The organism is Ruegeria sp. AH3, assembly GCF_056536265.1.
This window is the reverse complement of sequence record NZ_JBQFJL010000003.1, coordinates 80,092-97,295: the sequence shown is the minus strand read 5'-3', so window position 1 is coordinate 97,295 and position 17,204 is coordinate 80,092. Positions and strand designations below refer to the sequence as shown.

Here is a 17,204-nt window from a genome sequence, read left to right as displayed (position 1 = left end):
CTCAGCGGTCCAGCACGAGGGACTTGCCCTCGAAGCGCGATACGCAGGGCATGATCTTCTTGCCTGCGGCTTTTTCTTCGTCAGTCAGCCAATGATCGCGATGAACGAAATTGCCGTCGTGATCCAGCACAACGGTTTCGCATTGGCCACAGGCCCCGCCGCGGCACAGATAGGGTGCATCCACGCCTTCGCGTTCTATGGCTTCCAGCAGGCTTTCGTTCTCACCCACATGAATGACCTTGTCCGATGTCGCCAAGCGCGCTTCGAACGGTTTGCCGGGCTGCGGGGCCAGAAACTCTTCATAATGCACGCAATCCTCGGGCCAGCCTTCGGCGGCAGCAGTTTCGCGCACCCAATCGATCATGCCTTTGGGGCCGCAGACATAGACATGCGTGCCCAAAGGCTGCCCGCTCAGCAGGTTTTTCAGATCGATCTGTTGATTTTGGTCGTCATAGTACAGATGTGTTTCGTTTGGATGCCTGTCTGTCAGTTGATCGGCATAAGATGCCAACGCATTGTTACGGCACGCATAATGCAGTTCCCAATGACCGTGCAGAAGTTCTAGCTGTTTGATCTGCGCCAGAAACGGGGTGATACCGATGCCACCGGCCAGAAACAGGTGCTTGCGGGCCCGCAGATCAAGCGAGAACAGGTTGACCGGATAGCTAATGGTCATTTCATCGCCCAGTTTGACCTGGCGGTGCATGAACAACGAGCCACCCCTGCCCTGATCGTCGCGCCGGACCGAGACGGTATAAGACGACTGATCAAACGGGTCGGACATCAGGGAATACGGGTTAAGCCGCGTGATACCACCGACCTGCATTTCGACAACCGTATGCGCTCCGCCCGAAAAGGTCGGCAACTGACCACCATCAACGCGTTCGAACCGGAATCGCGTCACCAATTCGTTCAATGGGGTGATTTCGGTCACTTTGACCTGAATTTTCTCGGCACCACTCATTCGTAAATCCCCTTCGGCTCAGGCACATTACCATGGTCCTCGGCATCAACGCGGACACCCTGATAAGCGGCAAGACGGCGGGAATAGTGGTCGCGTACAAACAGATTTAGCCCACAGTGCGCGCAGATAAACGGATCGACCTCGACATCTTCTGTGACGCCTTTGCAATGCACGCATTGCATCCGGCGCGCGACCGAGCCGCGATGTTCGGTCTGAATCGCAGTATGCGGAAGACCGACAGCCATCACCTCGTTCATGGCCTGCCCCATCATGCCCTCGGTACCGGTCAGATAGACCTGCAACCCCATATGCGCGTCCTCCAACACGCGGCGAATACGATGCAGCGCGGCTGCATAAGACGGACCTTCGTAGAATTGTGCAGGGTTCAGCGCCTGCAGCTTTTCCGAATAATCCGCGCCTTTCGGGATGTAGATCAGGTGGGTTTTAGCCATCAGATCAGGTGTCGCTATGTCAAGAACGGCTTCGGCCCCTTCGGCCTCGGCGATCATTAGATGATGTTCACCTGAGCGAACCTCTAGCGTGCCCCAGACCGGGCGGCTTGCGATTGACTTGGGAAATTCGAACTTTGACATTGTGCCCTCAAATAGGAAAAGGGCGCCACGGTGTGTCCGTAGCGCCCCCTGAAACTCAGCCTTTTGCGGTTCTGATCGATTTGTCCTGATCGTAGAACGGCATCTCTTCCGCAGTCGCCGCTATTTCTGTCCCATCGCCGTTGCGCACTGTCAGCTCGGTGCCGGGCGAGGCACAGGCGACCGGCATCCGTGCGATACCCACATTGTGCCCATTGATTTCGGAATACATGCCAAAGGTGACAACACCGACCTTTTCACCGTTTTGCAGCAGGTCAGCACCCTCATCCGCCGGGGTGGTGCCATCCAGTTTGACACCATAGATCTTGAACCGCTCTTTGCCTTGCGAGGAATAGTGGTTCTCAGCGCCGATAAATCCGGTCTTGCCCGGAGAAACTGTGAATTCTAGACCCAGTTCCCACAGGGTATCGCCGCAGGTTTCGTCGTCGAATGGATAGGTTTCCGAGTTGTCCCCGGGATAAAACAGCAGATAGCTTTCGGTGCGCAGCAAATCGAGCGTCGAGAACTGGACCGGAACAATGCCCATGTCCTTACCCTCAGCCAGAATGTTGTCCCACAAGTGCACCGCGTGCTTGGCCTGGCAGAAAATCTCGTACCCACGTTCACCGGTATAACCGGTCCGCGAGATCATCACGGGGCAGCCATAGAGCTTGGTCTGCATGATGCCAAAATAGGCCAGTTCCCGAATTCCCGGAATGTGTTTGGCCAGGAAATCCACTGCCACCGGTCCCTGCAACGACATGTCGTGCAAGTCATCGTCAAAAATGACGGAACAATTCTTACCGGCGGCTACCGATGTCAGCTGTTCCATCCCCGTTCCGGTGCCGTGTACGACAAGCCAGGTGTTCACCGACAGGCGGTAGATGATGCAATCGTCGACAAACTTACCTTCGGAATTCAGGATCGAAGCATAAGTCGACCGGCCCGGCATGATTTTTTCCACATTCCGCGTAGTGACTCGGTCAATGACATAAGCCGCATCTTCGCCGACCACATGAACCTTCTTCAGACCTGACACATCCATCAGCCCTGCCTTGGTGCGGATCGCTTCGTAATCTGCTTTGGCGCGTTCCGGGCTGTGGTCATAGAACCACGCGGTTCCCATACCGTTCCAGTCTTCCAGCTCGCCGCCGATCTCGGCATGGCGCTGCGCAAGGGCGGACGTCCTCCAAAGAATGGCCATTGTTCAGCTCTCCCGTTGATTGCTTTTTGTTGACCATATTGAGGCCGAAGTCGGATCGAAAATCAACACCTCTGTGCAGATTTTTTTCCTGTTGGGAATATTTGCCTGCAATTTTTGCACCCTGGGTAGGGTGCGCGAGTGTTTCATAAGTGATTATTTATCAATGCCATAGCCACTTATTTGGCATTAAGAAACATGCGCGAATTACTGGCCTCAAAGATGTTTGCCCCACATATCTATTGACAGGTCGCGAATGAAATTGTCCCCTGAGTGCACAATTATTCCCAGCAGGAAATTCTTCGCAGAAAGACCTCCTGCTGCAACAACAGGGAGACTACGAAGTGGATGGTAATCTAAATGCACTCACGACGGTCTTTACCGAGTTCTACTACTGGGTAACGGTCGTTTTCATGTTCCTCATCCATGTGGGCTTTTGCATGTACGAGGTCGGCGCCAGCCGGGCTCGTAACCATATGCACACATTGATGAAAAACATCATGATCATCCCACTGGTGACGGTCACGTTCTTCTTCTTTGGATGGTGGATTTACTGGGCCTTTCCAAACTTTCCGTTCTGGGGTGGTTTGGATACCGAAGCGGGCGCTGCAAATCTGCCATGGGCCGACACCATGGCGACCAATCTGGGTGACAGAATCACCGGCGTCTTCTGGGCGGCATTCCTGCTGTTCTCGTGGACGGCAGCCTCGATTGTATCTGGCTCTGTGATCGAGCGGATTAGATCTTCGGCCTTGTGGGTCCATGCCGTGATGATTGGTTCAGTCTGGTGGATCATCGACGCTGCGTGGGGTTGGCACTACGGCGGTTGGATGGTGCGCGTTCTTGGGTACCACGATGCTTATGCTTCCGGGGTTATTCATGCTATCGCAGGTGGTTACGCATTAGGGGTGATCATGGTTCTGGGTCCCCGCCTAGGCAAATTTGCCAAAGACGGTACGCCGCGGGACATTCCGCCGCATAACCCATGGCTGCTGACCATCGGGATATTCCTGATCTACACTGGTTTCTGGGGCTTCTATGCCGCATGCAATGTTCCGGCGATATCTCCGGAGGCAATCGACGGTCAGATAACGGGTGTTACGTGGACCGCGACCAACATCTATCTGGCGCCGACCACGCTGTCCGCGATTACCTTCAACTTCCTGATGTCTCTGTCTGGCGGGTTGATGGCAGCGTATGTTGTTTCCAAAGGTGACGCGTTTTGGACGTTCTCGGGCGGACTGGCCGGTATTATCACTGCATCTGCGGGTAACGATCTTTATCACCCGGTGCAGGCAATGATCATCGCCGCGATCGGTGTCGTGATCGTGTACAAGTTGCACTATTGGGTCGAGCGTCGGTTCAAGCTGGATGATGCCGTTGGTGCCGTTGCCGTGCATGGTTATGCAGGATTCGTTGGCCTGGTGATTTCTGGCTTTGTCCTGTGGGGCGTGCCTTCTTCGCCATATGAAGGTTACGCGACGATTAACCCGGTCGGTCAGATCACAGGTGCTGTCATCATGTTCTTTGTTCTTGGCTTCTTGCCAGGTTGGATTCTTGCAAAAATCCAGTCGGCCGCAGGTGTGCTTCGAATTCCGGAAGAAGTCGAACTTCAGGGCCTCGATTACGCTGAACACCATGCCTATGAAGACGCCAAAGCCGCGATCATTGCAGCCGACAAAGAAGAATTGGCTGCCCGTGGCGTAGCCGCTGAGTAAGGGAGAAAAAGAATGTCTACTAATGGATATACAAGCTGGGCTGTTGATCTGGCCGAAGTCGGACCGATCTATCCCTTCCAAGGTTACGAAGTCCTTATGGTCATCGTGGGCGTCGTATTCTGGATCGGCTGGCATCGCATCCAATTTGTCCGAGAAGGTGAACACCTCGAGAAGGCCCGCCACACTGGCGACGAAGAAAAAGTGAAAGCACAGCTGGAACGATACTGATCCGGCTTTGAAAGCTGGCAATGGGCATAAATCTAATTTCTTGTCCATTGCCTCTCAGGAAAATTTATTTCCTGTGATTATTGATATCCGTTTGAATTGTTGGTACCGTAGAATCATAGCGAAACACACAAGGAGATCTGCCAGCCATGTGCGGAATTGTTGGATTATTCCTCAAAGACCAGTCTCTTGCGCCCCAACTGGGCAATATGCTGACAGACATGCTGATCACGATGACGGATCGCGGCCCCGACAGCGCGGGTATAGCGATTTATGGCGAGGAATCAGGTGGTAAGACCAAGGTGACACTGCAGTCGCCCAATCCCAAGGACGACTTTGCCGGTCTAGCCGAAGAGCTGGGGCAGCACTTGGGCGTGGTGGTAAGCCAGACTGATAATGACACGCACACTGTGCTGGACGTTCCGGCCGGGCAGTTTGAAGCGGCACGGGTCGCGTTGGCAGAAATCCGGCCTTCAGTCCGGATCATGAGCCGGGGTGAGATGCTGGAGATCTACAAGGAAGTAGGCCTCCCCAAAGACGTGGCCGCGCGCTTTGACATCAGCAGTATGAGCGGCACACATGGCATTGGCCACACTCGCATGGCTACAGAGTCTGCCGTGACGACGATGGGCGCGCACCCGTTCAACACTGGGCCAGATCAGTGTCTGGTTCATAACGGCTCGCTGTCGAACCACAATTCATTGCGCCGCAAACTGCGCCGTGAAGGTGTAGTGATCCAAACTGAGAATGATACCGAGGTTGGAGCCGCCTATCTGACCTGGAAGATGATGAACGGGGCCACCTTGGGTGAGGCGCTGGAAAGCAGCCTTGAGGATCTGGATGGCTTCTTCACCTTTGTCGTCGGCACCAAGGATGGGTTCGGCGTGGTCCGCGATCCGATCGCCTGTAAGCCTGCGGTGATGGCCGAAACCGATCAATACGTGGCCTTTGGCAGCGAATACCGGGCGCTGGTGAACCTGCCGGGTATCGAAGAGGCCCGCGTCTGGGAGCCGGAGCCAGCGACGGTTTACTTCTGGTCCCACAATGACAGCCCCTCGACCAACGAAAAGGCCGCATAACATGCAAACTTATGATCTTGAAGCAGACGGCCTTCGTCGGTTGAACGCCACCTTGCAGTCGCAATCCACCGAGACCAACCAGACCCATTGGGAAGTCGTGAACCCCAAAGGCAGCCACGCGATTGCCGTCGGGCTGGATGCGCCTATCGAAGTGACGGTCAAGGGCTCAACTGGTTATTACTGCGCGGGAATGAACCAACAGGCGACGGTCAAGGTCGAAGGCTCGGTCGGGCCCGGCGTAGCCGAGAATATGATGTCCGGTCAGGTCGTTGTCGAAGGCGACGCCAGCCAATATGCTGGCGCCACCGGCCATGGCGGTTTGCTGGTCATCAAGGGCAATGCCAGCTCGCGTTGCGGCATCTCGATGAAAGGCATCGACATCGTGGTGCATGGTAATATCGGTCATATGTCGGCCTTCATGGCGCAGGCCGGTAATCTTGTGGTCTGCGGTGATGCGGGTGATGCGCTAGGAGACTCGCTTTATGAGGCGCAGCTGTTCGTGCGCGGCTCGGTCAAGAGCCTGGGCGCCGATTGCATCGAGAAAGAGATGCGCCCCGAGCATCTGGATATCCTGAAGGACCTGCTGGACCGCGCGGGCGCGAATGCCAGCCCCGAAGAATTCAAACGCTACGGTTCCGCCCGTCAGCTTTATAACTTCGACGTCGACAACGCCGCTGCTTACTGAGGAACAAGGGTATGAAAGACATGGACGATCAGATCCCCCGCACCCTGCCGATTCAGTCGGCGACATTCACCAATCCGATCAATGCGGAAATCCGCCGCGCTGCGGCCACCGGTATTTATGATATCCGCGGTGGCGGCGCCAAACGCAAGGTACCGCATTTCGATGATCTGTTGTTTCTGGGCGCCAGCATCAGTCGCTATCCGCTCGAAGGTTACCGCGAGCGCTGCGACACCTCGGTAACGTTGGGCACGCGCTTTGCAAAAAAGCCGATTGAACTGGACATTCCGATCACCATTGCGGGTATGAGCTTTGGCGCTCTGTCCGGCCCTGCGAAAGAGGCCCTTGGCCGCGGCGCATCAGCGGCGGGCACGTCGACCACCACCGGCGACGGCGGCATGACGCCCGAGGAACGCGGCCATTCCAGCAAACTGGTCTATCAGTATCTGCCCTCGCGCTATGGGATGAATCCCGATGATCTGCGCAAGGCCGACGCGATTGAGGTCGTTGTTGGTCAGGGCGCAAAACCCGGCGGTGGTGGCATGTTGCTGGGTCAGAAGATCAGCGACCGCGTCGCGGAAATGCGAACCCTACCCAAAGGCATCGACCAGCGCTCGGCCTGTCGCCATCCCGACTGGACCGGCCCGGATGATCTGGAAATCAAGATCCTCGAACTGCGCGAGATTACCGGCTGGCAGGTGCCCATCTATGTCAAGGTTGGCGCGACCCGCCCCTATTATGATACGGCACTGGCGGTAAAGGCCGGTGCCGATGTGGTGGTGATGGACGGTATGCAAGGCGGCACTGCCGCGACGCAGGACGTGTTCATCGAGCATGTAGGTCTACCGACGCTGTCCTGCATTCGCCCTGCCGTGCAAGCGCTGCAGGATTTGGGCGTGCATCGCGAGGTGCAATTGGTGATCTCGGGCGGCATCCGCACCGGGGCCGATGTGGCAAAGGCGATGGCCCTAGGCGCCGACGCAGTGGCCATTGGCACCGCCGCGCTCGTGGCGCTTGGTGACAACGACCCGAAATGGGAATCCGAGTACCAAAAGTTGGGCACCACCACCGGGGCCTACGACGACTGGCACGAAGGTCAGGACCCCGCAGGTATCACCACACAGGATCCCGACTTGGCGGCCCGTCTGAACCCGGTCGAGGCCGGACGCCGTCTGCGCAACTATCTCAAGGTAATGACGCTTGAGGCGCAGACCATCGCGCGTGCCTGTGGTCATAATCACCTCCACAACCTTGAACCCGAGGATTTGTGTGCTCTGACGATGGAGGCCGCCGCAATGGCGCGTGTCCCGTTGGCCGGGACAAGCTGGTACCCGGGCAAGGAAGGGTTCTGAACTGATACTGCGCGGCTCCTTAACGGGGGCCGCGTTTTTGCTTTGGAAATTAAAAATTCAACAGGGAAAGGAAAGCCATCGTGACGACAGATCTCGCAGCTTTCGCAAAAGAAAAAGGCGTCAAATACTTCATGATCTCGTTCACCGACCTGTTCGGTGGGCAGCGGGCCAAGCTGGTGCCCGCGCAGGCGATTGCCGAGATGCAGGAAGACGGCGCAGGTTTTGCCGGGTTCGCCACCTGGCTGGATATGACCCCCGCGCATCCTGACATGCTGGCGGTGCCGGACCCGTCATCGGTTATTCAGCTACCATGGAAGCCTGAAGTCGCCTGGGTTGCAGGCAACTGCGTCATGGAAGGCAAGGATGTCGCCCAAGCCCCACGAAATGTGCTGCGCCGCTTGATTAGCGAGGCCGCCGAGATGGGGATGCATGTCAAAACCGGAATCGAGGCAGAGTTTTTCCTATTGACCCCCGATGGTGAGCAGATCAGTGATCCGTTCGATACCGCCGAAAAGCCCTGCTATGACCAGCAGGCGGTGATGCGCCGCTATGATGTGGTGCGTGAGATCTGCGATTATATGCTGGAACTCGGTTGGGGGCCCTATCAGAACGACCACGAAGACGCCAATGGCCAGTTCGAAATGAACTGGGAGTTCGATGACGTTCTGAAAACCGCCGACAAGCACTCGTTCTTCAAGTTCATGACCAAGTCAGTGGCCGAAAAGCATGGGCTGCGGGCCACCTTCATGCCGAAGCCTGTCGAAGGGCTGACCGGTAATGGCTGCCATGCTCATATCTCGGTCTGGGATGCACCCGGAGCGGACGCCAAAACCAACGTCTTTGCCGGCGAAGGCGACGGTCCGACCGGCGAGGTGGGACTTGGCGAACTGGGCAAGTACTTCCTTGGCGGTATCATGAAACATGCAAGCGCGCTTGCGGCGATCACCAACCCGACAGTGAACAGTTACAAGCGCATCAACGCTCCGCGTACAATGTCGGGCGCGACCTGGGCCCCCAATACCGTGACATGGACCGGCAACAACCGCACTCACATGGTCCGAGTTCCGGGACCTGGCCGGTTTGAGCTGCGCCTGGCCGACGGGGCCACCAACCCCTATCTGCTGCAGGCGGTCATTATCGCTGCAGGTCTGTCCGGCATCCGCTCCAAGGCCGATCCGGGACGTCGCTGGGACATCGATATGTATGCCGAAGGCCATACCGTCACTGACGCCCCCAAACTACCGCTGAACATGCTCGACGGGTTGCGCGAATATGACAACGATACCGAGCTGAAAGCCATGATGGGTCAGGAATTCTCAAGCGCATTCCTCAAAATGAAACACCAGGAATGGAATTCCTTCGTCAGCCATTTCTCGCGCTGGGAAAAAGACCACACGCTCGATATCTAAGAAACCTTGGGGCTGCAAACCGCTGCAGCCCCAATACCGACGCTCGGATGGAGGCCGGCGCCCAATGAATGTGCTTATTTTCCAGCATTCATCGGGCGAAGGTCCCGGAGCGTTTCTGGAGCACATTTCATCATGCGGTGATACGGCCAAAGTCGTGCATCTGTATGATGGCCAACCAATCCCGCAACTCGACGATTTTGATTTGCTTCTGGTTCTGGGCGGCCCGATGGACGTCTGGGAAACCGAGGCGCACCCGTGGCTCGTGCCCGAAAAACAAGCGATCAGGACCTGGATTCAAGACCTCAAGCGACCGTACTTTGGGATATGTCTAGGCCACCAACTTCTGGTTGATGCGTTAGGAGGGAAATGTGTACCTATGCAGAAGCCTGAGATCGGTGTGCTTTTTATTAATTTGACTGACAACACGCGCAGTGATCCGCTGTTCGAGCCCCTGCCCGATCAATTCCGGGTGCTACAATGGCATGGGGTTGAGGCCATTGACCTACCGCCCAACTCATCGGTTCTGGCGCAATCTGATGCTTGCGCAGTACAGGCTTTGCGGGTCTCAGATAGCGCCTGGGGCGTGCAGTTTCACCCCGAACTTGTTCAGGGCACGATCCAATCGTGGATGACCGATCCGGCAAATCATCAATGCGCTGTGAATTGGCTTGGGTCCGCAGACGCGGTGCAGACGATGATCTCTGATAGCGACAATATTGCTGCGGAACAATTCAAGATCACATCCAGCCTCTATGACAGATTGCGACAGATCTGATCAGCCACGAACCTCAAGGTTCTTTCCGCTGTCGGCTTCGACTCTCCAGTCTGGGACATCGTTGACCAGCATCAACGCGGCACGGCGCAGAGTTTTGCGCATTTTGTCCACCACCGGACCGTCCATTCCGCAATCCGCCAACGCGGCGTCAAACGTATCCAGCCAAAGCTCGGCATCGGCCTCGCGTATCGGCACATGCGCATGAATTTCACGCAGGTCCATATGACCAAATCGCTCACGATAATAGGCCCGACCGCCCAGGAACCCGCTCAGAAATTCAAACTGTGCCTGTCTCGTATGAGACAACCCGTGTCCGCGAAAATGCAACCTGTGCAATGAATGTACGGCCGGATCGGTCTCCATGCGGTCGTAGAACCGTTCGACCAGAGCCCGAAGTCGATCTTCACCGCCGATTTGATCCAATGCAGATGACATACGTCTCTTTCCCGAGTTGTAGCCGTCAATAAATATTGCATAACAGGAAAATAAGTTTATCACCAGTGACATGTTGGCGCGGTTGATATCGCAAGATGGGCACGTAATGTGTGGGCATGACCAGATACATGAGGCGACCGGATGAGCGCCCTTGTACTGGGTCTGCTGGCCGCATTATGTTGGGGCTTTCACGATCTTGCCGTGCGATATGTCAGCCAGTCCGTGAGCGTCATCGCCGCGTTGATGGCCGTGCTGGTTGCCGGGGCTGTGCTTCAGTTCGGACTTGTGGCGATCTGGTCCGGGTTTGCCCCCATGCCCGTCGAGGCAGTGTCCTATGCAGTTGCGTCGGGCGGCTTTTACCTGCTGGCTGGCCTCAGCATGTATGCTGCGTTTCAGCGCGGGCCTGTACGTCTGGTCGCCCCGCTTGTCGCCAGCTATCCCGTTTTGTCAGTCACCCTTGCAATATGGCGCGGTTCCGAAGTCAGCATATGGCATTGGCTGGCAATCATCGCCATTGGTGTCGGCGTGTCCATTGTCTCAGCACGATCCAAGGGTGACGGAGCAGAATATCCTGCAGCCAGGCCGACAATTGCCTTTTCAATTCTTGCTGCAATTGGGTTTGCTGCGACATTCGCTTTGGGACAATATGCAGCCGAACTTGGTAATGAGTTCACCGTTTCGCTGATTGGACGCTTGACCGCCATCCCGGTCCTGGCCGCAATTGCCCTTGCATCCCGCAAGTCGCTTTGGCCGGGCACGCGGGCCCTTCCCCTGTTGTGCCTGATGGGCACGCTCGACGCGGTGGCGCTTTTGTGCGTCGTATCTGCCGGGGGGTTGCCCAATGCCCAATATGCATCCGTCGCGGCCTCGATCTTCGGGTTATTGACGGTTGTCCTGGCCTGGGCGATCCTGAGAGAGAAAATGTCAATCTCTCAATGGCTTGGTTGCCTCATAGCTTTTTTCGGAATTGGCTATCTTGCGATTTGAGCATCCGCTTGCCCATTGCAATACCATGAGCCTGATGGGCCACAATCGCGCTGTATAACACGCAATCAACTTCGCCCGGGCGAACTGGTCCGGGATGATGCCATGCGCCAGGTCGACTGAGATCTTTGTGTCCCTGCAATTCACTTCGCAGGTTGAGAATATCAATATGTGTAGGCGCGTCAGGCAGCAACAAGACAGCATATACATCCACCGCCGCGTTCAATTGCTTGACCTGAGTTCGGCACTTATCCTGCGACATATCCTTGCCCCAGAATTGCTGATCCAACGCCATGCCAGTTTGTGCCGCGCGGGCTACCAACGCGCGGACGCGCGCAGCATTCGACGCCGAATGACCAATGGACACGATCACCATGCGCGCGGCACGGCCCGCATTATACCAATATTGGTGCGCGCTGGCGCAGGCAGACATTCTGCCGGTTGAAGCGCCAGCAGCGAGGCTCACGCTGTTAGGCCTTCAAATTCTGGGAGTTTGTTAGCGCGACAGCATGCAGTGAGTGTGTTCGCGAGGAGGCAGGCGATCGTCATCGGACCCACGCCGCCCGGAACCGGGGTGATCGCGCCCGCGCGTTCGTCGGCGCTGGCATAATCGACATCGCCGACCAGCTTGTTCTTGCCGTCGCGCTCAATGCGGTTGATGCCGACATCAATCACGGTCGCACCTTCCTTGATCCAGTCGCCCGGCACCATCTCGGGCCGTCCGACAGCCGCCACGACGATATCGGCACGGCGAACCACATCCGGCAGGTCCTTGGTGCGGCTATGCGCGATGGTCACAGTGCAGCTGTCACCCAGCAGCAGCTGCGCCATCGGTTTGCCCACGATGTTCGAACGACCAATGACAACCGCATCCATGCCCGACAGCGAGCCGTGGTAGTCGCGCAGCATCATCAGACAGCCCAGAGGAGTACAGGGGACCATCGACTTCTGGCCAGTGCCCAGCAAGCCCACGTTCGAGATGTGGAACCCATCGACATCCTTGGCCGGGTCGATCGAATTGATCACCAGATCCTCGTTCAGATGCTTCGGCAGCGGCAGCTGTACAAGAATGCCGTGGACGGCAGGGTCGTTGTTCAGTTTGTCGATCAGGGCCAGCAGGTCCTCTTCCGAGGTGTCGGCATCTAACTTATGCTCATAAGAGTTCATGCCGACTTCAACGGTCATCTTTCCCTTCGAGCGGACATAAACCTGGCTCGCCGGGTCTTCACCCACCAGCACCACAGCCAAACCAGGCGTGATACCGTTTTCTTCCTTCAGCTTTGCCACCTGATCGGCCACCTGAGCGCGAACCTTGGCCGCAAAAGCCTTACCGTCGATAACCTGCGCTACCATCCTTTGATCCCTTCTTTCAAAAACGGATCGGGCGCCGAAAGCGCCCGGGTCTTCAGTCGGGGCCAAGCACACGCTCTTCCCGTGCAATCGACCAGTCAATCAAAATACGCCACAGCTGTTCGGCCAAATCCGGGTCCATTCCCGCCCCATCCGAAGCCGCGCGCACCTTTCGCACCACCTCTTCGACCCGCTCGGGGATACGGGCGGGCAGACCCGCGTTCGGCTTCAGTTCAGATGCGCGATCGATGTAACCTGCGCGCGTCACCAGCATCTCGATCAGTTGGCGGTCCAACTGGTCTATCTGAGCCCGCAACTCCTGCATCGAATTGCAGTCTTTTGGAGGTGCCAGAGTGGGTATCGTGGTCTCCTCATGGCCCGGGAATTCCCCGGACCACGAGATGTCTTATTTGGGGGCTTAGAACAAGCCCTCGATCTCACCTGCGTCGTTAAGGCAGATGGTTTCGGCTGCAGGTTTGCGCGGCAGTCCGGGCATGGTCATGATCTCACCGCAGACAACCACGATGAAACCGGCACCGGCGCTCAGGCGGACCTCACGCACCGGAACCGAGTGACCGGTGGGTGCGCCGCGCAGAGTCGGGTCGGTCGAGAACGAGTACTGCGTTTTCGCCATGCAGACCGGCAGGTTGCCATATCCGGCTTCTTCCCATTCGCGCAGCTGATTGCGGATCTTGTTGTCGGCCAGAACTTCGTCGGCACGATAGATACGCTTGGCGATGGTTTCGATCTTCGCGAACAGCGGCATTTCGTCGGGGTAGATCGGCGAGAAGTTCGCGGCACCATTTTCGACGATTTCGACAACTTTTTCGGCCAGAGGCGCAGAGCCATCCGAGCCCAGCTCCCAGTGACGCGACAGGATCGCTTCTACGCCATGCTCGCCACAGTAGTCCTTGACCGCCTGAACTTCGTCATCGGTATCGGTGACGAAGTGGTTGATCGCAACGACAACCGGAACACCGAAGGATTTGACGTTCTCGATGTGGCGACCCAGGTTCGCACAGCCCGATTTGACCGCATCAACATTCTCAGCGCCCAGATCAGCCTTGGCCACGCCGCCATTCATTTTCATCGCACGCACAGTGGCAACCAGAACAACAGCCGATGGAGCGATGCCTGCCTTGCGGCACTTGATGTTCATGAACTTCTCAGCACCGAGATCAGCACCAAAGCCAGCTTCGGTCACGACATAGTCGGCTACTTTCAGCGCGGTCTTGGTCGCGATGACCGAGTTACAGCCATGCGCGATGTTCGCAAAAGGACCGCCATGCACGAAGGCTGGGTTATTTTCCAGTGTCTGCACCAGGTTCGGCTGCATAGCATCTTTCAGCAGCACGGTCATTGCGCCTTCGGCCTTGATGTCGCGGCAGTAAACCGGTGTCTTGTCGCGGCGGTAAGCAACGATGATATCGCCCAGACGCTTTTCCAGATCTTTCAAGTCGTTTGCCAAGCAGAGGATTGCCATGACTTCGGACGCCACAGTGATGTCAAAACCTGCCTCACGCGGGAAGCCGTTAGATACACCACCCAAGCTGGCAGTGATTTGACGTAGAGCGCGGTCATTCATGTCGACCACGCGGCGCCATGCAACGCGGCGGGTGTCGATTTCCTGCTCGTTGCCCCAGTAGATGTGGTTGTCGATCATCGCCGATAGCAGCGAGTGGGCCGAGGTGATAGCGTGGAAGTCACCTGTGAAGTGCAGGTTCATTTCCTCCATCGGAACAACCTGCGCGTAACCGCCACCTGCAGCGCCGCCCTTCATGCCGAAGTTCGGGCCAAGCGAAGCTTCGCGGATACAGATCATCGCGTTCTTGCCGATGCGGTTCAGGCCGTCGCCCAGACCCACGGTGGTGGTGGTTTTACCTTCACCCGCAGGGGTCGGGTTGATCGCGGTAACCAGGATCAGCTTGCCGTCTTCGCGGCCCTGGACCGAGTTGATGAAGTCCTGGCTGACCTTTGCCTTGTCATGGCCGTAAGGCAGCAGATCATCGCTGGAGATACCCAGCTTCGCGCCGATTTCCTGAATCGGTTTTTTGTTCGCCTCGCGGGCAATCTCAATGTCGGATTTGTAGCTCATTGGGCTTTGGACTCCCTGCAAAAGTAGGCCGAACGAATTCAGACCCGTCCGCATATGCGACCCGGGGCGGAATCAGATACTTTCATTACGGTAAATATTTTTTCCCTTCGGTCAACCTTTGAATTTCAGAGACATTGAAGGAAAGAACAATTATCGCGCGATGGCACCATCGGATCACGCGTAACGTTTGCGCCCTGCGCTGAGCCCTAACAACCAATCCTCGACGATACGTCGCTCGGGAAATGATTTTTGCGTTGGGCTCTTCAGAAGAAAATATCCCGACTGTGTTCGCACCGATATGTCCTGGATTGGTCTGACCAACGCACCGCTTTCAAGCAGGGGGTCAACAAGATGGGCCCAACCCAGTGCGACGCCCAAACCATCAACAGCTGCTTGTATAGAGAGAGGATAGGTGTTGAAGGCCACAGCGCGTTCCATCAATGAGGTAGAAATTTCATTGCTGCCAAGCCAGGTATGCCAAGTCATCCATTCTGCGTGGCTGCTGGTCACCTCAATCAGATCCAATTCCGGCAGCGCGGATAGTACTGCCGCCTTCGGATTACTTTTGAGATAATCAGGGCTACATACCGGGAAAACGGTTTCCCCGAACAAAAGCTGCGCCTCATATCCGGGCCAATCCCCTTCCCCGCGCAATATCGTCAGATCCATAGAATCAGACAGGCACTCTGCGTCGCTGTCCGAAGACACCAGCGATATACGGATGCGGCCATTGGATTTGTTGAATTTGCGTAGCTGCGGCATCAACCAGAGCGAGGCAACGGAGTTGGTCGCAGAGATCGAAACCGTGTTGGCCTGATGTTTGGCCAGCATATCCCGGCTGACCTCCCGCATTAGATCCAGTGATTTTTCCACGGTTGCCAACAATATGGCACCTTGCTGCGTCAACGAGACCGACCGATGGCCTCTGACAAACAAGGGCACGTCATAATGTTGTTCCAATAGACGCACTTTGCGACTGATTGCCGTTTCTGAAATGTTGAGCACCTTGCTGGCCTGCGCAAAGCTCTGGGCCTTGGCGGCCGCTTCAAAAGCCAAAAGGTAGTCGAGCGGCGGAAGAACCTTCCCGGTAACTGGTGCTTTCTTCGGCATCTGACGGCGGAGTCCCAATCTAAAGCTGATTGCAATCAAAGAGCATTTGCCCGCGTCGGCTGAAAACGATTAGGCAACTGACTGTTAAGATAGTAAAAAACCGGATTAGCCTCAAGATTTTATGGGCAACGCCTCTCAAATTTCTGTTCTGCGTTTCGCGCAAATTTAGGCAGAATACGCAAATTCGGGGCCGGAAGAGCCCACAATCCAAAAATCGAACGTCACTCAGGGAGCAATCATGAAACTTTCAAACCTACTTTCTGCTGCAACCTTGGCAGCGGTAGCGGGCACCGGTGCGATCGCAGAAGACAGCAGCGACCCGATCGTCATCCCAATTCACAACTGGTCCAGCCAGATCGTGATGTCTTACGTAACAGGCCAACTACTCGAAGAGATCGGCGATAATGTCGAATACGTCACGACCGACAGTCAGGCGGTCTATGAATCGGTGCGTCTGGGCGACGTCACGCTTGAGATGGAAGTCTGGGAAGGCGCATTTGGCGCATCCTTCCGCGCGGCTCTGGAAAAGGGCGGTCTGCATGATGCGGGCGACCACGATGCTGTCACCCGCGAGGACTGGTGGTATCCAATGTGGACCAAAGAGTCCTGCCCCGGCCTGCCGGACTGGGAAGCATTGAACGATTGTGCGCATCTGTTTGCGACAGCCGAAACCGGCGACAAAGGCCGATATCTGGACGGTCCGGTAGACTGGTTGAAACATGGTAAAGAGCGTGCCGAAGCGCTCGATCTGAATTTCACCGTGATCAACGCGGGTTCGGCTGCAGCCCTATGGGCCGAGATCGGCGCCGCAGAGGCGGACAAGAAACCGGTTCTGGTCTTCAACTGGACACCCAACTTCGCCGAAGCCGTCTGGCCCGGTGAGTTTGTCGAGTTTCCGGCCTGGGAAGATGGATGCGACAAAGACCCATCCAAAGGTCCGAACCCGGATGCGCTGTATGATTGCGGCAATCCGGCTACCGGTTACCTGAAAAAGGCCGCTTGGGATGGTATGAAAGACAAATGGCCCGCTGCCTACTGTGTATTGACTGAAATTTCCTTCACCAATCCGCAGATCGCGGAGATGGCCAAGCTGGTCGATACGGACGAGCTGGAACCGGAAGAAGCAGCAGCCGAATGGCTGGATGCGAACCGCGCTGTTGTTGATCCCTGGATCAGCGCCTGCAGCGGATAATCCGGTCACACGCAACGAAACTGGCGCGGCCTTACTGACCTCA

The 17,204-nt window shown here is 56.4% G+C and carries 18 protein-coding genes; 9 read left to right on the top strand and 9 right to left on the bottom strand.

Annotated features, from left to right (window positions below; translation table 11 throughout):
* Position 1: 1 nt before the first annotated feature.
* Genes ACR3EM_RS21830 through ACR3EM_RS21820 form a run of 3 tightly spaced genes read right to left on the bottom strand, consistent with a single transcriptional unit; the run spans position 2 to position 2,758 of the window.
* Entirely contained in the window at positions 2-964 is a 963-nt protein-coding gene (locus ACR3EM_RS21830) for a PDR/VanB family oxidoreductase (RefSeq protein ID WP_480473119.1), read from the bottom strand.
* Positions 961-1,557, bottom strand: a complete 597-nt coding sequence (locus ACR3EM_RS21825) for a dimethylamine monooxygenase subunit DmmA family protein (RefSeq protein WP_480473117.1) — start codon at positions 1,555-1,557, stop codon at positions 961-963. The genes ACR3EM_RS21830 and ACR3EM_RS21825 overlap by 4 nt, the downstream gene beginning before the upstream one ends.
* 55 nt (positions 1,558-1,612) lie before the next feature.
* Positions 1,613-2,758 carry an aminomethyl transferase family protein gene (locus tag ACR3EM_RS21820; protein ID WP_480473115.1) on the bottom strand — a complete coding sequence of 382 codons (1,146 nt, stop codon included), beginning with the start codon at positions 2,756-2,758 and terminating at the stop codon, positions 1,613-1,615.
* Between the two features lie 341 nt (positions 2,759-3,099).
* On the opposite strand from ACR3EM_RS21820, the gene ACR3EM_RS21815 reads away from it, so the two are divergent.
* From ACR3EM_RS21815 to ACR3EM_RS21785, 7 genes are all read left to right on the top strand, one after another.
* Positions 3,100-4,473: an ammonium transporter gene (locus tag ACR3EM_RS21815; RefSeq protein WP_480473113.1), complete on the top strand. Its 1,374-nt coding sequence runs from the start codon at positions 3,100-3,102 to the stop codon at positions 4,471-4,473.
* 12 nt (positions 4,474-4,485) lie between these two features.
* Positions 4,486-4,701, top strand: a complete 216-nt coding sequence (locus ACR3EM_RS21810; RefSeq protein WP_010437786.1) for a hypothetical protein — start codon at positions 4,486-4,488, stop codon at positions 4,699-4,701.
* Positions 4,702-4,847: 146 nt separating this feature from the next.
* Positions 4,848-5,777: a class II glutamine amidotransferase gene (locus ACR3EM_RS21805; protein ID WP_170694317.1), complete on the top strand. Its 930-nt coding sequence runs from the start codon at positions 4,848-4,850 to the stop codon at positions 5,775-5,777.
* 1 nt (position 5,778) lies between these two features.
* Positions 5,779-6,462 (top strand): protein GlxC, encoded by a 684-nt coding sequence (locus ACR3EM_RS21800; protein ID WP_480473111.1) that lies wholly within the window; start codon positions 5,779-5,781, stop codon positions 6,460-6,462.
* 20 nt (positions 6,463-6,482) lie between these two features.
* A complete protein-coding gene (locus ACR3EM_RS21795; RefSeq protein ID WP_170694336.1) occupies positions 6,483-7,811 on the top strand; it encodes an FMN-binding glutamate synthase family protein in 1,329 nt (442 codons plus the stop codon).
* Between the two features lie 80 nt (positions 7,812-7,891).
* Positions 7,892-9,220, top strand: coding sequence for a type III glutamate--ammonia ligase (glnT, locus tag ACR3EM_RS21790; RefSeq protein ID WP_480473109.1), 1,329 nt, complete (start codon positions 7,892-7,894; stop codon positions 9,218-9,220).
* 64 nt (positions 9,221-9,284) lie between these two features.
* Positions 9,285-9,995 (top strand): type 1 glutamine amidotransferase, encoded by a 711-nt coding sequence (locus tag ACR3EM_RS21785; protein ID WP_480473107.1) that lies wholly within the window; start codon positions 9,285-9,287, stop codon positions 9,993-9,995.
* Here the strand turns inward: ACR3EM_RS21785 and ACR3EM_RS21780 are convergent, their stop codons facing one another.
* Positions 9,996-10,430 carry a group II truncated hemoglobin gene (locus ACR3EM_RS21780; protein WP_480473105.1) on the bottom strand — a complete coding sequence of 145 codons (435 nt, stop codon included), beginning with the start codon at positions 10,428-10,430 and terminating at the stop codon, positions 9,996-9,998.
* 141 nt (positions 10,431-10,571) lie between these two features.
* On the opposite strand from ACR3EM_RS21780, the gene ACR3EM_RS21775 reads away from it, so the two are divergent.
* Positions 10,572-11,417: an EamA family transporter gene (locus ACR3EM_RS21775; protein WP_480473103.1), complete on the top strand. Its 846-nt coding sequence runs from the start codon at positions 10,572-10,574 to the stop codon at positions 11,415-11,417.
* Here the strand turns inward: ACR3EM_RS21775 and ACR3EM_RS21770 are convergent.
* The 5 genes from ACR3EM_RS21770 to ACR3EM_RS21750 form a co-directional block, all read right to left on the bottom strand.
* Positions 11,380-11,880, bottom strand: coding sequence for a hypothetical protein (locus ACR3EM_RS21770; RefSeq protein WP_480473101.1), 501 nt, complete (start codon positions 11,878-11,880; stop codon positions 11,380-11,382). The two genes, ACR3EM_RS21775 and ACR3EM_RS21770, sit on opposite strands and share 38 nt — an antisense overlap.
* On the bottom strand, positions 11,877-12,767 hold the full coding sequence (gene folD, locus ACR3EM_RS21765) for a bifunctional methylenetetrahydrofolate dehydrogenase/methenyltetrahydrofolate cyclohydrolase FolD (protein ID WP_480473099.1): 891 nt from the start codon (positions 12,765-12,767) through the stop codon (positions 11,877-11,879). Before folD ends, ACR3EM_RS21770 begins: the two co-directional genes overlap by 4 nt.
* 52 nt (positions 12,768-12,819) lie before the next feature.
* Positions 12,820-13,089, bottom strand: coding sequence for a chorismate mutase (locus tag ACR3EM_RS21760; RefSeq protein ID WP_480473097.1), 270 nt, complete (start codon positions 13,087-13,089; stop codon positions 12,820-12,822).
* A 93-nt stretch (positions 13,090-13,182) separates the two neighbouring features.
* The gene (locus ACR3EM_RS21755) at positions 13,183-14,859 is read right to left on the bottom strand and encodes a formate--tetrahydrofolate ligase (RefSeq protein ID WP_480473095.1); all 1,677 of its coding nucleotides are present in this window, start codon (positions 14,857-14,859) and stop codon (positions 13,183-13,185) included.
* Between the two features lie 174 nt (positions 14,860-15,033).
* Positions 15,034-15,969: a LysR substrate-binding domain-containing protein gene (locus ACR3EM_RS21750; protein WP_480473093.1), complete on the bottom strand. Its 936-nt coding sequence runs from the start codon at positions 15,967-15,969 to the stop codon at positions 15,034-15,036.
* A 238-nt stretch (positions 15,970-16,207) separates the two neighbouring features.
* On the opposite strand from ACR3EM_RS21750, the gene ACR3EM_RS21745 reads away from it, so the two are divergent.
* Positions 16,208-17,161: an ABC transporter substrate-binding protein gene (locus ACR3EM_RS21745; protein ID WP_480473091.1), complete on the top strand. Its 954-nt coding sequence runs from the start codon at positions 16,208-16,210 to the stop codon at positions 17,159-17,161.
* Positions 17,162-17,204 lie beyond the last annotated feature (43 nt).

Coding starts and splice junctions, on each gene's coding strand:
- ACR3EM_RS21830 (WP_480473119.1), bottom strand. CDS start 964: ATGAGTGGTGCCGAGAAAATTCAGGTCAAAGTGACCGAAATCACCCCA.
- ACR3EM_RS21825 (WP_480473117.1), bottom strand. CDS start 1,557: ATGTCAAAGTTCGAATTTCCCAAGTCAATCGCAAGCCGCCCGGTCTGG.
- ACR3EM_RS21820 (WP_480473115.1), bottom strand. CDS start 2,758: ATGGCCATTCTTTGGAGGACGTCCGCCCTTGCGCAGCGCCATGCCGAG.
- ACR3EM_RS21810 (WP_010437786.1), top strand. CDS start 4,486: ATGTCTACTAATGGATATACAAGCTGGGCTGTTGATCTGGCCGAAGTC.
- ACR3EM_RS21805 (WP_170694317.1), top strand. CDS start 4,848: ATGTGCGGAATTGTTGGATTATTCCTCAAAGACCAGTCTCTTGCGCCC.
- ACR3EM_RS21800 (WP_480473111.1), top strand. CDS start 5,779: ATGCAAACTTATGATCTTGAAGCAGACGGCCTTCGTCGGTTGAACGCC.
- ACR3EM_RS21795 (WP_170694336.1), top strand. CDS start 6,483: ATGGACGATCAGATCCCCCGCACCCTGCCGATTCAGTCGGCGACATTC.
- ACR3EM_RS21785 (WP_480473107.1), top strand. CDS start 9,285: ATGAATGTGCTTATTTTCCAGCATTCATCGGGCGAAGGTCCCGGAGCG.
- ACR3EM_RS21780 (WP_480473105.1), bottom strand. CDS start 10,430: ATGTCATCTGCATTGGATCAAATCGGCGGTGAAGATCGACTTCGGGCT.
- ACR3EM_RS21775 (WP_480473103.1), top strand. CDS start 10,572: ATGAGCGCCCTTGTACTGGGTCTGCTGGCCGCATTATGTTGGGGCTTT.
- folD (WP_480473099.1), bottom strand. CDS start 12,767: ATGGTAGCGCAGGTTATCGACGGTAAGGCTTTTGCGGCCAAGGTTCGC.
- ACR3EM_RS21760 (WP_480473097.1), bottom strand. CDS start 13,089: ATGCAGGAGTTGCGGGCTCAGATAGACCAGTTGGACCGCCAACTGATC.
- ACR3EM_RS21755 (WP_480473095.1), bottom strand. CDS start 14,859: ATGAGCTACAAATCCGACATTGAGATTGCCCGCGAGGCGAACAAAAAA.
- ACR3EM_RS21750 (WP_480473093.1), bottom strand. CDS start 15,969: ATGCCGAAGAAAGCACCAGTTACCGGGAAGGTTCTTCCGCCGCTCGAC.
- ACR3EM_RS21745 (WP_480473091.1), top strand. CDS start 16,208: ATGAAACTTTCAAACCTACTTTCTGCTGCAACCTTGGCAGCGGTAGCG.